At 42.7% G+C, this 15,171-nt stretch carries 15 protein-coding genes; 8 read left to right on the forward strand and 7 right to left on the reverse strand.

Features of this window, described 5'->3' with window-relative positions:
• Window positions 1–138 precede the first annotated feature (138 nt).
• The 4 genes from BUA53_RS00395 to BUA53_RS00410 all read left to right on the forward strand — a co-directional run bounded on the left by BUA53_RS00395 (window position 139) and on the right by BUA53_RS00410 (window position 3,075).
• Window positions 139–936 (forward strand): sulfite exporter TauE/SafE family protein, encoded by a 798-nt coding sequence (locus tag BUA53_RS00395; protein WP_072833266.1) that lies wholly within the window; start codon window positions 139–141, stop codon window positions 934–936.
• A gap of 83 nt (window positions 937–1,019) precedes the next feature.
• Window positions 1,020–2,441, forward strand: coding sequence for an MBL fold metallo-hydrolase (locus BUA53_RS00400; RefSeq protein WP_072833267.1), 1,422 nt, complete (start codon window positions 1,020–1,022; stop codon window positions 2,439–2,441).
• Between the two features lie 58 nt (window positions 2,442–2,499).
• Complete coding sequence (locus tag BUA53_RS00405; RefSeq protein ID WP_072833268.1) at window positions 2,500–2,766, forward strand: rhodanese-like domain-containing protein; 267 nt, start codon at window positions 2,500–2,502, stop codon at window positions 2,764–2,766.
• A 3-nt stretch (window positions 2,767–2,769) separates the two neighbouring features.
• Window positions 2,770–3,075 carry a rhodanese-like domain-containing protein gene (locus BUA53_RS00410; RefSeq protein WP_072833269.1) on the forward strand — a complete coding sequence of 102 codons (306 nt, stop codon included), beginning with the start codon at window positions 2,770–2,772 and terminating at the stop codon, window positions 3,073–3,075.
• A 220-nt stretch (window positions 3,076–3,295) separates the two neighbouring features.
• Here BUA53_RS00410 and BUA53_RS00415 read toward each other — a convergent pair whose 3' ends face one another.
• From BUA53_RS00415 to BUA53_RS00445, 7 genes are all read right to left on the reverse strand, one after another.
• Window positions 3,296–4,192, reverse strand: a complete 897-nt coding sequence (locus BUA53_RS00415) for a cation diffusion facilitator family transporter (protein WP_072833270.1) — start codon at window positions 4,190–4,192, stop codon at window positions 3,296–3,298.
• Between the two features lies 1 nt (window position 4,193).
• A complete protein-coding gene (locus BUA53_RS00420) occupies window positions 4,194–6,368 on the reverse strand; it encodes a TonB-dependent receptor (RefSeq protein ID WP_072833271.1) in 2,175 nt (724 codons plus the stop codon).
• Window positions 6,369–6,444: 76 nt separating this feature from the next.
• Entirely contained in the window at window positions 6,445–6,750 is a 306-nt protein-coding gene (locus tag BUA53_RS00425) for a hypothetical protein (RefSeq protein WP_139256297.1), read from the reverse strand.
• A 120-nt stretch (window positions 6,751–6,870) separates the two neighbouring features.
• Window positions 6,871–7,818 (reverse strand): energy transducer TonB, encoded by a 948-nt coding sequence (locus BUA53_RS00430; protein WP_072833273.1) that lies wholly within the window; start codon window positions 7,816–7,818, stop codon window positions 6,871–6,873.
• A gap of 23 nt (window positions 7,819–7,841) precedes the next feature.
• The gene (locus BUA53_RS00435; protein WP_072833274.1) at window positions 7,842–8,309 is read right to left on the reverse strand and encodes an RDD family protein; all 468 of its coding nucleotides are present in this window, start codon (window positions 8,307–8,309) and stop codon (window positions 7,842–7,844) included.
• Between the two features lie 178 nt (window positions 8,310–8,487).
• Window positions 8,488–8,886: a (R)-mandelonitrile lyase gene (locus BUA53_RS00440; protein WP_072833275.1), complete on the reverse strand. Its 399-nt coding sequence runs from the start codon at window positions 8,884–8,886 to the stop codon at window positions 8,488–8,490.
• 138 nt (window positions 8,887–9,024) lie between these two features.
• Complete coding sequence (locus tag BUA53_RS00445) at window positions 9,025–10,119, reverse strand: NAD(P)-dependent alcohol dehydrogenase (RefSeq protein ID WP_175545987.1); 1,095 nt, start codon at window positions 10,117–10,119, stop codon at window positions 9,025–9,027.
• A gap of 440 nt (window positions 10,120–10,559) precedes the next feature.
• Between BUA53_RS00445 and BUA53_RS00450 the strand changes: the two genes are divergently transcribed.
• From BUA53_RS00450 to BUA53_RS00465, 4 genes are read left to right on the forward strand one after another with little or no spacing between them, the layout of a single operon-like run.
• A complete protein-coding gene (locus BUA53_RS00450) occupies window positions 10,560–11,909 on the forward strand; it encodes a TolC family protein (protein ID WP_072833276.1) in 1,350 nt (449 codons plus the stop codon).
• 6 nt (window positions 11,910–11,915) lie between these two features.
• On the forward strand, window positions 11,916–13,178 hold the full coding sequence (locus BUA53_RS00455; protein ID WP_072833277.1) for an efflux RND transporter periplasmic adaptor subunit: 1,263 nt from the start codon (window positions 11,916–11,918) through the stop codon (window positions 13,176–13,178).
• Window positions 13,179–13,197: 19 nt separating this feature from the next.
• Window positions 13,198–13,947: an ABC transporter ATP-binding protein gene (locus BUA53_RS00460; protein WP_449401669.1), complete on the forward strand. Its 750-nt coding sequence runs from the start codon at window positions 13,198–13,200 to the stop codon at window positions 13,945–13,947.
• Window positions 13,944–15,164 carry an ABC transporter permease gene (locus BUA53_RS00465; protein WP_072833278.1) on the forward strand — a complete coding sequence of 407 codons (1,221 nt, stop codon included), beginning with the start codon at window positions 13,944–13,946 and terminating at the stop codon, window positions 15,162–15,164. Before BUA53_RS00460 ends, BUA53_RS00465 begins: the two co-directional genes overlap by 4 nt.
• Window positions 15,165–15,171: the final 7 nt, after the last annotated feature.

Below are 15,171 nucleotides of genomic sequence, written 5' to 3' on the forward strand. Positions count from 1 at the left end.
AAAGAAGTTTGGTTAACAGTTCCATTAACATCATCTCTATAGGGATACTATGTTAACTTATTAACTGACATACATAGACGTGACGTATATCACGGGTAATGATTATCTTATCTACCAGCTTTGCATTAAATTAAGAGCATGGAACTAGCTGGTTATATCGCATCCTTATTTATTGGCATCTCCCTTGGCCTGATTGGTGGCGGAGGATCCATATTAACTGTGCCTGTAATGGTGTATCTTTTTGGACTACAACCTTTGCTTGCTACCTCTTATTCCCTGTTTGTAGTTGGATCAACAAGTTTTGTAGGCGCTTTTAATAATCTGCGGAAAGGGATGGTGAATGTAAAAGCAGCCCTGCTTTTTGGTGCTTCTTCCATTGCCACTGTATTTCTTACCCGAAAATTCCTTGTACCTGCAATACCGAAAGATATTTTTACTATCAGGGGATTTACTATTACTGAATCAATGCTAACCATGGTATTGTTTGCCATATTGATGCTGGTTGCCTCAGTTAGTATGATCCGAAATAAAAAGGTTGTCAAACATGAGGAAGAGAACAAGGACCACTTCCGGTTTGGCAAGCTGGTGACCTATGGAATTACCATTGGACTGGTTACCGGGTTGTTGGGTGCGGGCGGAGGTTTCCTGTTGATACCGGCCCTGGTGCTACTATTAAAGTTGCCAATGAAGAAAGCAATTGGAACATCTCTTATGATCATTGCATTGAATTCACTTGTTGGATTTACAGGGGACCTGGGGCATTTTTCCATTGACTGGTTCTTCCTTGTAAAAGTAACAGCCATTGCCATTGCAGGGATCTTTATAGGGGGTGCTTTGAGCAAAAAAATTCCAGGTGAGAAGTTGAAGAAAGGCTTTGGATGGTTTGTGCTGGTAATGGGTATTTACATCATTGTTAAGGAAACGGTATTAAAGTAAGATAGCAGGCCGGTTGTGACTGCTATCACGAAATAAGAAATGAACAGTAATGAATTTTACTATAATAATTTAAAAATTACAAAATGAAAATAGAACAGATCTACACCGGATGTTTGGCACAGGGTGCCTACTATATAGAAAGCGAAGGTGAAGCTGTGATCATTGATCCATTGAGGGAAGTGGAATCTTATATAAAAAAAGCCGAGCAGGATGGCGCAAAGATCAAGTATGTTTTTGAAACACATTTTCATGCTGATTTCGTTTCTGGTCACCTGGACCTTTCCAGGCAAACCGGGGCAGCCATTATATATGGGCCCAATGCGAATCCATCCTTTGATGCAATTATAGCAAAAGACAATGAAGTATTTAAAGTGGGTAAAGTTAGCTTCAAAGTGCTTCATACGCCAGGGCATACAATGGAAAGCACCTGCTACCTGCTACGTGATGAGGAAGGAAGAGATTATGCGCTTTTCTCCGGTGATACTTTATTTATTGGAGATGTAGGCAGGCCTGACCTGGCACAGAAAGCTGCACATATGACACAGGAAGAACTGGCAGGAACATTATATGATTCATTGCGCAATAAGGTTATGCCCCTCAGTGACAATGTAATTGTCTACCCGGCCCATGGCGCAGGAAGTGCCTGTGGCAAGAACATGAGTAAAGAAACTTCTGATACACTGGGTCATCAAAAGCAAACAAACTATGCATTGCGGGCTAATATGAAAAAGGAAGAATTCATTAAGGAAGTGACAGAAGGATTAACTACGCCCCCGGCATATTTTCCTCTTAATGTGATGATGAATAAAGAGGGTTATGAGAGCATTGCTGAAGTGATGCAAAGAGGCAGGCATGCGCTTTCTCCCGAAGCCTTTGAAACGGCTGCTAATGAAACAGGTGCCATAGTCCTGGATACAAGAGATGCTCAAATGTTTGCAAAAGGGTTTATTCCCAACTCCATCAATATTGGCATTGACGGTAGCTTTGCTCCTTGGGTGGGAGCATTGATACCTGACATTAAGCAGCAAATATTATTGGTAACTGATGAAGGCCGTGAAGAAGAAGTCATCACGCGCCTGGCCCGTGTAGGATATGATTATACCATTGGGTACCTGGAAGGTGGCTTTGAGGCCTGGAAAGCAGCAGGAAAAGATATTGACAAGATCACCTCGATTTCTGCAGAAGAATTCAGCGCGCAATTAAAAGACAAGAAAACTAAAGTATTGGATGTGCGAAAGCCAGGTGAATACCAAAGCGAACATGTGGAAGGTGCTCTGAATACACCATTAGACAATATCAATGATCACCTGTCTTCGCTGGACAAAGACCAGCCTTATTTTGTTCATTGTGCAGGGGGTTACAGATCTATGATATTCAGCTCCATATTAAAAGCCAGGGGATTTGACAAACTGGTAGATATTAAAGGTGGCTTTAAAGCAATTAAGGAAGTTGGATCTATCCCTGTAACCGATTATGTATGTCCAACTACATTGGTTAATAAATAAATAGTTTAACCCAGGGGAAACAAAACATTTCTCCTTTTAAAAACAAGAAAAGAATACTATGAAAAACATACCCGAAAATGCAACCATACTTGATGTACGGACAAAAGAAGAATTTTCAGGAGGACATTACCCAGATGCCATCAATATCCCTTTAGACGAATTGCCGCAAAGGATTAATGAAATCAAAGAGATGAAACAACCAATCGTGGCCTATTGCCGTAGCGGTAATCGCAGTGAAATGGCTGTTTCCATCTTAAAACAAAACAGGCTTACAGAAGTATACAATGCAGGTGGCCTGAGCGATCTTTTACAACAAAAAAAATAACTAATGCTTTCATTTTTTAAACGATTGTTCCAACAAAGCTATGAGGGCCTTGAAAAGGCATTTCAAAAAGGGGCAGTGATCGTTGATGTCCGTACTAAATCCGAATATCAGCAAGGTCATGTTGCAGATTCAAAAAACATCCCGCTCAATGAGATCAAAATTAAATTAGACACGATCCGTAAATGGAATAAGCCTGTAATCACTGTATGCAGGAGTGGCAGCCGAAGCGCCATGGCAAAAAACCTGTTAAAGTCAGCAGGAATAGAAGTCTATAATGGCGGTGCTTGGACATCACTGAATAGAAAATAAAGAACATCAGGAATTGAAGTTATACTTCCCTGTAATACTTTAATTCAGGAGAATAGAATTGGCGAGGTTGAGGTTTCTGCCATCATCCCCTTGAACTCCATTTGTGCCATTGACAACCCCAAATTGAAGTCTTTGGCAAAAACAGTCAGTGGAAAATTAAAATAGGTCGTTGACAGCTAATAGCCTGATGGTTGGAGTATTTAATTCGTAATCATAGATATCAATGTGCTTCCTGCGCCATTTCAATCGTACTGTGGTGAATGTTGTTGTGTTCCAGCTCGTGTTTGATTTCAGCAATGACATCCAACTTCCGGGTAAAAGGTAAGTGCTCATCAATAACCACATGAGCCGTCAATGCATTTTCCGTGGTACTTAATGGCCACACATGGACGTGATGAACATGCTTTACATGGGGTACTTTTTTAATTAACTTTTTGATGGCTTCCAGTTCTATCCCAACGGGCACGGCATCAATGGTCATTTTAAAGCTGTCTCTTAGTAAACCCCAGGTGCTTATTAAAATCACAACCATGATAGCAAGGCCAATAGCAGGGTCAATCCAATAGAGGTGAGTGCGGGAAATAATAATGCCGGCTACAACAACCCCTAACGACACCAATGCATCTGCCAGTAAATGCAGGTAAGCAGCTTTGGAGTTCAGTTCCTGCTTTTGCCTGAAGAATAAAAATGCAGAAACACTATTGACAACTATTCCCAGGCCAGCTACCCAGGCAATCACATCACCCTGCACCGGTTCGGGGCGAGCAAGGCGGGTGCCTGCCTCATAACCCAGGATGCCAATGGCTACCAGCAATACAACTGCATTCAACAGGGCAGCCAATACGGTGGTTTTTTTATAACCATAGGTGTATACCGCACTGGACTTCTTTTTAGCCATCCAGAAAGCCACCATTGATATGACTAAGCTTGCCACATCACTCAAATTATGCCCCGCATCTGTGAGTAGGGCCATAGAATTGTAGATAAGGCCTGCTACCAACTCCGCTACTACAAATGCCAGGTTCAAGCCTATACCGATCAAAAAAACATTTTGATTGCTTTTATTGATCTGCACTGAATGAGAATGGCCATGATCATGGCTATGTGAATGTTCCATTTTAAAATTTTATCTTAACTCCACCATTTATAACAAATCCTTCCGTGTGTGTCCATATCTCATCAAAAACCGGGTCTAGATGTGAGCCATTCACCACATTTTTATACCTGCTTTGCCTGGTATCTGTAAAGTTCTCCAGGTTGACAAATAAAGAAAACTTTTTGAAGATCTTCTCGGCCATAAATCCATACTCTGCAAATGAAGGGGTTTTTGTTCCATCATGCAAATACTGCCTGCCAGTAAAATATCCTTCCAGGCCCAACTTTATGGAGCCTTCCCGCTCATAGATCATCGCCGTATTGAGTTTATCCCGCGGCACTAAAGGCAAAAATTGTTCTCCTGTGAGGTATTTGGCCCTGGTATCTGTAAATGTATACCCAAGGAAAAGCTTGAAATTCTCTTTGAAGATAAATTTTGCATTGGTTTCAAAGCCCCCACTCTGCACCGGCGATGATGCGTTGATGAACCTGTATTGATCGGTCATAAATTTCTCTAATACCAGGGGGGTGCTGATCCATGTATAAAAGAACATGTGGTTGAAAGAAAATACCAGGTCTTCGCTGATATTGGTTCTGAAGTTCACATCAGCGGTTCCACCGTAGCTTTTTTCGGAGCTTACTTTACTTAATTGTGACAGGTTTTGGTATTGCATGGTTTCCGTTTCCTCGGTGAACAAGGTAGGTGTTTTATAGCCCATGCCTGCACCCACTCTTGAAGACCATTGAGGACTGAATTTTACCAACAGGGAAACCCTTGGCAATACAAATACTTCCGTGTTGGAATAAAGTGTATTCCTATAATTGGCAATATCAACCCGAAGGCCACTTTCCAGTTTTACTTTATCTGTAGCGTCCCATGTATGCTGCCCGTATAATCCTCCGGTGCTGGAAGTATTATCTTTATTGCTGTTCCCTTTATTTTTATCGTTGAACTGATCGTAAATGAAATTGGCACCCAGCACAAAAGCATGTTTGTTGCCATTGCTCACCCATGAAACATCTGAGAAGCTATTGTAGTTAACGCCTGCAAATGTATAGCTAGGTATATTGATGGTTCGATAAAAAACGCTGAAACTTTGCCTGGCTATAAACCTGTTCTTATCATCTAACTTTTTGTCCAGCTCGAAACTGCTGCTATTTCGAATGGATTTGTTTTTCTCAAAGTACTGGTGCGAGGCATCTCCCTTTCCTTTGATCACCTGAATATCTCCACCTGTTCTTTCCCCCGTTGTAAAGCTATTACTGATGGTGATAGTAGTTTTTTCATTTGGGTAGATGAACAGTCTTGGGTTTATTATAAACTCATTGGATTTGGGTACTTCGGTAAATTCATCTTTATCCACATCGAAAGCATTGGACCGGTTGTACAGGGCAAGCAGGGTATAACCCAGTTTCTTCCCCCTAGCAGAAGCAAATCCACCGATATTGCTTTGACCAATATTTGACTGGTTAAGGATCAAACTGTATTCTGGCATGGTACGAGGTGTTTTTGAAATAAAGTTTACAACACCTGCTATAGCGCCACCTCCATACAAGGGCGATGCCGGGCCCTTAATGATCTCCACCTTCTTTAAGTCAAGAGGTGGTATTTCCAACACACTCAACCCACTGGAAAAATTGCCAAAGTTGGGAAAGCCATCTTTTAGCAGTTGAGTGTACCTGCTATCAAGCCCCTGTATTCTGATGCTTGCATTCCCAGAAGTCGCCGATGTTTGCTGTACCTGGATGCCCGTGCTTTCATGCAAGATCATAGCCACATTGGAAGGTCTCATATTGGTCTTCTCGTCGATCTCTTCAAGAGAGATGGTTTCTACCCTGGTTGGAACATTAGCAATTGCCCTGCTTGTCCTGGTGGATTGCACAATGATTTGTTCCATTTCATGTTCAATGCTTTCCAGTTCAATTTCAAGGGTATCTGAACTACATGGTATGGTTAATTTGATTTGCTTTTCTTCATAAGCTGCCGCGGTGATCAATAAAATGTATTCACCGTATGCAGGGAAAGGTATTATTAAGTGGCCCATCGAATCGGCTGTATAACCATTACCGGTTCCTTTTATTACAATGCTGGCTGGTACAGGAGATTTGTCCTCACTTTTTATTTGAACGTGCAGGGTTTGTTGTGCCCTGGTAATGTAGCTGAAACCTGATAGAAGTAATAATATGAATAACCGCATGTTGTAATGCCTTAATTGTATAAGGGAACGAATAGAATAAGAGGGTTTGCACTGCAAACCATAAGAGGTAGAAGAATTAACTAAAGCGTGGCGGCTGCCAGAACGAGGAAGCATACGAAGTAAGATGGAAGTTCAGGATTCTTTCATGGTGCACTTGCTTTTCTGATACAGGCAAAACCAATTGTATAGGTTTTGACAGTCCAACAAAGCCGGGGCAAGTAGCGCAGGCAAAGAAAGGCGAACAATTGCCTTCAGGCTGGTGCTTTTCATGACTGGAAGATGTGGCCAACTGGTCTGCACAGCATTCATCAACAATACAGCAGGGAAATAATGTTCCTGCTGTCGTTATAATCAACAATATGACAACCAAAAAGTTTTTCAATCGGGCCAAAGGTATAACAACAGCAACTTTAGATACAAAACAATGTTTGTAGCAGGGTTGCAGTCTATATGATTTCTTAATCATTATTTAAAACACAAAGCGATGGCCTTGATCAATACATTATTCTTCCTGGGAAAAGGTGATCGGTTGACGGTGAAAGGATTTTACATACCTACCATGAGACCTGGCAGGTATCCATTTGGGAGCTTTATAAAAAGCATTCAATGCGATCTTATCAAATTCCGGATGCAGAGGAATACTCACGAAAGGATCTGTAATATTGCCCTCCTCATCTATATACCAATCCACTGTTACTACTGCCTGCCCTGGTGTATCAAATTTCCATTGGGAGGGGAAATAAACTGATTTTGATAAATATTTCATCCATGCTTTCGGACCACCAGGAAAGCTGGCTTCTTTATCTGTACAAGAAGTATCTTTTATCGCTGCACCAGTTTCTGTATAATATTGCCTGGAAACCAGTTTGCCATGATCATATATTTCTACCGAACTCGTTTGACCATTCCTGTGAAAATATCTCCACTTGCCATCATGTTGAAAGTTGACAAACCTGCCTGCTGCTGCCGGAACTCCATTATCAAACCAGCTTACCATAACTCCACTCCCATCGGTCTGCCAGACGACTGAATCCATTAGATAACCATTAGGATACCACATCTTACGGTTGCCAACAGGATTCCCTCTTACATGAAAAGCAGAATCACTCATCATGCCATTATAATGATAACTCAACCACAACCCTTCCCTGCTTCCTTTTTCATAATTACCAACTGCCTGCAATATTCCATTGGCATGATAATAATGAAACTCACCCTGCGGCGTTTTATAACTGGTATCGGTATAGGCACCATCCATTTGTAATCTGCCGGTGCTGGCAAAATAATCTTTACGCCGCCATAGTCCATCCTTTTGCTCAATCACAGAATAATAACGTGCATTGGAAGCATCCGTACTTTTCCAGTTCCAGTCAAAGTACTGCGTTAGTTTTTGGGCAGAAGAAAATAGAGCCAGGAAAAAAAATATACAAACCAGGGTAGCAGATTTCATCGGGACAATTAAAATGTTACGATTTAATTAATGGTTGTATGAGTTGTACTAGTCAACTCCAATTCATTTAGTAAAATATTTGATGGATATAAATAAATAACCTTTGTTCCTGCCAGGTAATCACCCAGGCGTCTTTGCAAATTGAAAAAACTGACCTGTACTTCCACTGGCCACAGAATAATTAAAATATTCCGGACAAAACATTTCCCAACAGATGCAGGCAGGTTGGTTTTATTATCAACCACCTGGAGTTTTAGAATTCTTTTGGCAGGGCTTCTACCTTTAAAACTATCTTTCAAGAAGTATACGAACATCAGGCCCAGGAATAAAAACTGGTACCCGGCAGATTGCTGGAGGTCTCTTTGCCCTTCAATGGAAGCATTAACCAATGTCAATGCCAAAATAGGGACAAGCAGTGCAAGGCACATAATAAAATGATCCAGTAACATGGATCCTAATCTTACAGCTAACCTGGGTTTATCAAAATACATAGGGAGGCAGTAGATTTTGCAAGTGTTAGTAAAAAGGAAACCAGGATAACCTGCATTCCAAAAGCCTTCAAATTATATTATTGATTGTATAGATGCAAGCAGCCAGGGATCTAAAGGATCACATAATTACTTAACAGTTTCCCAACCATCCAACACCCTTTGCCAACCTTTTAACTTGTTAATCCCCGGAGTATTGTTCGTCGGTTACCTTTTCCATCCAGTCAACCACTGTGCCATTCAGATTTTCCTGTATGGCCATATGTGTCATTCCGGTTTTCGCCGTGGCTCCATGCCAGTGCTTTTCATTGGGCTCAAACCAAACGATATCACCTGGATGTACTTCCTCGACAGGACCACCCTGCCGCTGCACCCAACCGCAACCAGCTGTAATGATCAAAGTCTGGCCGAGGGGATGTGTATGCCAGGCCGTCCTGGCCCCTGGTTCAAATGTAACGCTGGCGGATGCGGCACGCCTGGCTTCGTTGGCTGCGAATAAAGGATCTATCCGAACCGCTCCGGTGAACCAATCTTCAGGACCTTTGGCAGAGGGCTGAGTACCAACTCTTGTTATTTCCATTAAGATCATTTTTAAATTTGATAATAAAGATTATGTTCTTGCTTTCCAAATAAGCAAGACAAGCTCTTTAACTATATCTATCTATTAAAATAGTTAACATGGCATTGTAAAAAGCATAATATTTATGAGGCCTGGCTCTTATCTTTTTAAAGAAGCCATATCAATAACAAAACGGTACTTGACATCACCTTTCAATAAACGTTCGTAAGCTTCATTGATTTGCTGTATGTTGATCATCTCTATATCTGCAACAATGTTATGTTTACCACAGAAGTCAAGCATTTCCTGTGTTTCTGCAATGCCGCCAATCATTGAACCAGCAAAACTTCTGCGGTAAGGGATAAGGCTGAATGCGGCTACCGGAAGCGGATGCTCCGGTGCTCCTACCAGGGCCAATGTACCATCTACCCTTAACAAGCTTAAATAAGCATTGATATCATGCTGGGCGGAAACTGCATCTAATATAAAATTCAGCTTGCCTGCATAACGACCCATCTGTTCTTCATCTTTTGACAGCACCACGTCATCTGCACCAAGGCGCCTGGCATCTTCCACCTTGGAAAGTGATGTAGTAAATACAATCACTTCTGCACCCATCGCCTTTGCAATTTTAACCCCCATATGTCCAAGGCCTCCAATACCAACAATCCCAACCTTTTTACCCGGACCCACATTCCAATGCTTTAAAGGAGAATAAGTAGTAATGCCAGCACAAAGCAAGGGTGCTGTAGCTGCAAGGTCAAGGTTTTCAGGTACCCGCAAAACGAAGGCCTCAGTGACAACAATACTTTCTGAATACCCGCCATAGGTTTGCGTGCCAAGGTATTTATCAGGTGAGTTATATGTACCTGTATTTCCTTCTTCACAGTATTGCTCCAGGTCTTCTTTACAATAGTCGCATTCACGGCAACTATCTACCATACAACCTACTGCAGCAAGGTCACCCACCTTAAATTTTTTAACATGTTCACCAACGTTAACAACTCTGCCCACAATTTCATGACCAGGCACACAGGGATAGACCGTACCATGCCATTCATTCCTTGCTGTGTGAAGGTCTGAGTGGCAAACACCACAATAAAGGATGTCAATTTCAACATCATGTGGTTTAGGTTTCCTGCGATGAATATTCAATTGGTTTAAGGGCGCATCTGCTGCACTGGTGCCGAATGCTTTCACTTCTTTTGTTTTGATGGTAGTTGCACCTTCGGGTGTGGTTCTTACTGATTCCATATTTCTAATTTTATGTTGATTGGTCAAAAGAATAATTTGTTAATTGATATATCTACCAAATTCACCAGGTTCAAAAATTTCTCTATGATCATGGGCTGAAAGATTTTTGATTTTACAGCTCATCCATAGTCACTGTATAAGATAATTCCAGCAAAGGTATTTTAGAATCGCCTCCTGCTGCAATGATTGTTAAACCCATCATTAAGAAATTAACTTCAACCATTCTCAGCGTTTTTGGGCACTGCTGATCTTCGTATAAACTATGAATGGATTTGCATATCCGAAAGAGTCAGGAATACATTAAAGGGTTTGACTTTACGCCTGTCATGATCACAATCCCGAAGTCTGATAACGGTCACTAGTTCCTTTGACGTCGCTCATTTTGTGGCAGGCAAAAGAACAATAGTTTCACAAAGGGACGTTTATATAGAATACTATTTATGAAGCCAGTTCGTAAATATGGCTTGCTGATCATTGCATTCCTGCTTACAGCCGGGATCAATGCACAGGTAAAAGATTCCCTGAAGGGCTGGACTTTAACGGACTGCATCAATTATGCAGGAGACCACAACCTGCAGGTGCGTACACTCCGCCTGAACGGCCAGGCAGCAGAGCAGGAATTGCTGCTGGCAAGAGGTTTAAAAATTCCTTCACTCTCTTTCAACCTTTCTAATGTATTTAACCACGCTAATAATCCTGTTAGTGATCATAACCTGGTGAGCCAGTTAACATCCAGTGGCGTCTATGCCCTCAGTTCCACTCTTGTTATATGGAACGACAATTTCATCAACAAAACTATAGAGCAGCGGAAATTATCCATGGAACTGGCCAACCTGCAGGTAGAGCAATCACTCAACAACATGACACTGCAAATCACGCAGTATTATCTTTCCATTTTACTGGATAAGGAAAACATTCAATATTTTAAGGATCTTGTGTCCACCTCTGAGGCAAGAGTACAGCAGGGCGAAATTTTTTATAAGGCCGGTAGCATGGCCAAAAAAGAATTGTTGCAATTGCAGGCCCAACTCGCCAGCGACCGTTACCTGCTGGTGCAAATTCAAAATGCCATTCGTAAGTCACTGCTCTTGTTGAAACAAAGCCTTCAATTGCCTGCAGATCTTTCATTTGATATTGCTACACCAGACACCCTTGTGGTAATCAAAAACCTTTTACCCTTTTTCGAGGTACGGCAAGCTGCCTTAAATAACTTCCCCGATATGAAAATTGGTAAAATTAGTGCAGAGATAGCTTCGCTTGACATAGTCAAAGCCTCTGCAGGCTTCAAACCTATGCTTTCGGCAAGCGGCAACCTGGCTACTGGCTACAGCAATGTGCTCACTAATGCTGTAGCGCCCAAGACGGGGTATTTTACACAAACCGGTGATAATTTTTACCAGCGTATTGGATTAACATTATCTATTCCCATCTTTTCCAATTATGTCAATAAAGTGAACCGTGCTAAAGCGACCATTGCGTATAAAGAATCTTTGCTTAACTGGCAGAATGATCAACTGGTTTTATCCCAGGCGGTGGAGCAGGCTTACCTTCAGGCAAGCAATGCCATACAATCTTACCGGGCGGCTTCAGAACAATTGAATGCGGCTACGGAAAGCTACCGCATCTCCAACGAACAATTCAGGCTTGGAGCTATCAATAGTTATGACCTGCTGCAACAGCGCAATCAATACGTTCAGGCAGTGCAGGCCTTCACGCAAGCAAAATACAGTGCAGTGCTTCAGCAAAAAATTTATGAGTTCTACCTGGGCCAGCCCATACGATTACAATGAAATGACATGAAAAAACGATCCATTATATTAATTGCCTTACTGATCCTGGCAGCAGTGGCTACAGTCATTTATTTTAGAAACAATAATAAAACAAGGCCCGTGGATCTGCAAACAACCAAAGCACAATACGGTTATATAGGGAAATCAGTAACGGCTACGGGTACCATTCAGCCTGTAGACACTGTAATCGTTGGTGCACAGGTTTCAGGTGTGGTGAAGGCAGTGTATGCGGATTTCAACAACACAGTGAAAAAAGGACAACTTCTGGCTAAGGTAGATCCATCCATCGTCAGCACTCAAATTGAACAGGCAAAAGCCACACTGGCCAATGCACAAAGCAACCTGGAATACCAGGTAACCAATTTCAACCGCCAGCAACAATTGTTTGATCTTGGGGCTATTTCAAAAGCCGACTACCAGTTGGCACTCAATCAATACAACATCGCCAAAGCAGTAGTGAACAATGCTTCGGCGCAGGTGAAGCTATCTCAACGCAATTTGTATTACACCAACATTTATTCGCCCATCACCGGAGTGGTACTTAACAAAAACATAAGTGCGGGACAGACCATTGCTTCCAGTTTCAGCTCACCCACCTTGTTTGTCATTGCCAAAGACCTTTCCAAAATCCAGGTGAATGCCAATGTGGATGAAGCTGACATTGGTGGTGTGAAACCCGGCCAGCATGTAAGCTTTACAGTGGATGCTTTCCCAGATGAACTGTTTTATGGAACCGTTCAGAAGATCTACCTCCATCCCTACGTTTCTGCCAATGTGGTAACCTATCCAACTTTGATCACCATCGACAACCGCCAGATGAAGCTCAGGCCCGGCATGACGGCAAGTATTACTATTTACACGCAGGAAGACAGCAATGCCTTGTTGATACCAGCAAAAGCACTACGATTTAAACCCGACAGTTCCTTACTGATAAAATACGTGCTAAAAAAAGCAGAAAGACTGCAGCATTCACAGCTGGAAAAAAATGCTTCACGTGGAGACAGTAGTGCTACAGGCAAAAATGAGAACAATAGAACCATTGCAATGATATGGATAAAATCAGGCGATACGCTTATTCAAAAGAAAGTCTGGACCGGCATGAATGATGGCACCTCTGCACAGGTAATAAAAGGCCTTAAAACGGATGAGGAAGTCATTACAGGTGTGAATGGAAATGGGAATGCAACAGCAACTAACGCACAGCGAAGTCCCTTTATGCCCCAGATGCGAAGACAATCCGGCGGAGGACAAAGACAGAGAACGAACTAAAATAATTCCTGTGGAATCAATGATTGTTGATATCAGAAATCTTCGGCGTGAATTCAGGATGGGTGAAGAGATGGTGCGGGCACTCAATGACATCAGTTTTACCATTACTGCAGGTGAGTTCGTGACCATCATGGGTAGCAGCGGCTCAGGCAAAACAACACTGTTGAACATCATGGACTGTCTGGATCGCCCAACAAGCGGTGAATATTTTCTGGATGGCGTAGATGTTAGCCAACTTTCGAAGAACGAACTGGCAGGGTACCACAACAGGAAACTGGGATTTATATTTCAAGCGTACAACCTACTGGCCAGGACCTCTGCATTAGAGAATGTTGAATTGCCACTGATGTACAACAAGAAATTTTCGCCCCGGCAACGAAGGGACAAGGCCATGGAGACTTTGAAAAATGTCAGGCTTGCTGACAGGATGCACCATATGCCCAGCCAGCTTTCGGGAGGACAGCAACAGCGGGTGGCCATCGCAAGAGCACTGGTTAATGACCCCGTGATGGTGCTTGCGGATGAAGCAACCGGAAATCTTGATTCAAGAACGTCCTATGAGATCATGATGCTGATCCAGGAGTTGAATGAGATGCACGGAAAGACGATCGTATTTGTAACGCACGAACCTGATATTGCTTTGTTCAGCAAGCGCACCATCACCCTGCGTGATGGAAAGATCATTAAAGATGCCAACAATAACCATGTACGCAACGCTAAAGAAGTGCTGGCAAATCTTGCTTCATTAACAGAAATACAGAACCCATGAAGATCGTCAACTTGTTACGCATTGCTTTACGGGCCATCAGGCGCAATAAGATGCGCTCTTTTCTCACCATGCTTGGGATCATTATTGGTGTGGGAGCGGTAATTGCCATGATAGCTATTGGCCAGGGCTCCAAACAAAGTATTCAAAGCCAGATCACGGCCATGGGCAGCAACATGATCACGATCCGCCCGAACAGCAATATACAGGGCGGAGCCCGGATGGATGCAGGCAATGTGCAAACACTATCAGAGCCTGATGTAACAGCCCTTCGGAATAATGCCGCATCCATCAGCGCCCTTTCACCGCTGGTATCAGCCAGGGGCCAGGCCATCAATGGTCCTGACAACTGGACAAGCAGCCTCCAGGGGGTCTCCAGCGATTACCTCTCTATTCGAAGCTGGCCGCTGAAGGAAGGAGTTGTGTTTACAGACCAGGATGTAAAAGCAGCAACCAAAGTCTGCCTGGTTGGGCAAACTGTAGCCAGCAATCTTTTCCCTAACGGTGATGATCCTGTGGGAAAAACAATTCGCTTTAAAAACATTCCCTTCCGTATCATTGGACTGCTTGATAAAAAGGGCGAGAATGCTTTTGGACAAGACCAGGATGATATTATCCTGACACCTTTTACTACCGTACAGAAAAGGATCAGTGCCACCATTTATTACCAGGCCATTTTTGCTTCTGCCATTAATGACCAGTCAACTTCCAATGCAGTGGATGAAATTCAACAAATCCTTCGCACCAGTCACCGTTTACAAAAAGGCATGGATGATGATTTTACCGTGCGCACACAGGCAGAACTGATCAGCACCTTTACTTCAACCAGCCAGATCCTGACAGTGTTGCTGGCAGTTATTGCAGGCATATCCCTGGTTGTTGGTGGTATAGGGATTATGAATATCATGTATGTTTCAGTAACGGAACGCACCAAAGAAATAGGTTTGCGTATGTCAGTAGGTGCCAGGGGCGTTGACATCCTGATGCAGTTTTTAATTGAAGCTATTGTCATCAGCATCACCGGCGGATTGATTGGCGTGGTATTAGGCATTGCAGCTACAAGGGGGGTCTCATTGTTCCTGCACTGGCCCACCCTGATCACGCAGTCATCAGTGGTATTATCATTTATGGTCTGTTTTATTACCGGCGTTTTCTTTGGATACTACCCCGCTTTAAAAGCCTCGAGACTGGACCCGATAGAAGCCTTGCATTACGAATGAATAAATA

The sequence above is a fragment of the Flavisolibacter ginsengisoli DSM 18119 genome (genome assembly GCF_900129295.1).
GTDB lineage: Bacteria > Bacteroidota > Bacteroidia > Chitinophagales > Chitinophagaceae > Flavisolibacter > Flavisolibacter ginsengisoli.

Coding starts and splice junctions, on each gene's coding strand:
- BUA53_RS00460 (WP_449401669.1), top strand. CDS start 13,198: ATGATTGTTGATATCAGAAATCTTCGGCGTGAATTCAGGATGGGTGAA.
- BUA53_RS00435 (WP_072833274.1), bottom strand. CDS start 8,309: ATGTATTTTGATAAACCCAGGTTAGCTGTAAGATTAGGATCCATGTTA.
- BUA53_RS00430 (WP_072833273.1), bottom strand. CDS start 7,818: ATGAAATCTGCTACCCTGGTTTGTATATTTTTTTTCCTGGCTCTATTT.
- BUA53_RS00465 (WP_072833278.1), top strand. CDS start 13,944: ATGAAGATCGTCAACTTGTTACGCATTGCTTTACGGGCCATCAGGCGC.
- BUA53_RS00445 (WP_175545987.1), bottom strand. CDS start 10,119: ATGGAATCAGTAAGAACCACACCCGAAGGTGCAACTACCATCAAAACA.
- BUA53_RS00455 (WP_072833277.1), top strand. CDS start 11,916: ATGAAAAAACGATCCATTATATTAATTGCCTTACTGATCCTGGCAGCA.
- BUA53_RS00420 (WP_072833271.1), bottom strand. CDS start 6,368: ATGCGGTTATTCATATTATTACTTCTATCAGGTTTCAGCTACATTACC.
- BUA53_RS00450 (WP_072833276.1), top strand. CDS start 10,560: ATGAAGCCAGTTCGTAAATATGGCTTGCTGATCATTGCATTCCTGCTT.
- BUA53_RS00440 (WP_072833275.1), bottom strand. CDS start 8,886: ATGGAAATAACAAGAGTTGGTACTCAGCCCTCTGCCAAAGGTCCTGAA.
- BUA53_RS00405 (WP_072833268.1), top strand. CDS start 2,500: ATGAAAAACATACCCGAAAATGCAACCATACTTGATGTACGGACAAAA.
- BUA53_RS00415 (WP_072833270.1), bottom strand. CDS start 4,192: ATGGAACATTCACATAGCCATGATCATGGCCATTCTCATTCAGTGCAG.
- BUA53_RS00395 (WP_072833266.1), top strand. CDS start 139: ATGGAACTAGCTGGTTATATCGCATCCTTATTTATTGGCATCTCCCTT.
- BUA53_RS00400 (WP_072833267.1), top strand. CDS start 1,020: ATGAAAATAGAACAGATCTACACCGGATGTTTGGCACAGGGTGCCTAC.
- BUA53_RS00410 (WP_072833269.1), top strand. CDS start 2,770: ATGCTTTCATTTTTTAAACGATTGTTCCAACAAAGCTATGAGGGCCTT.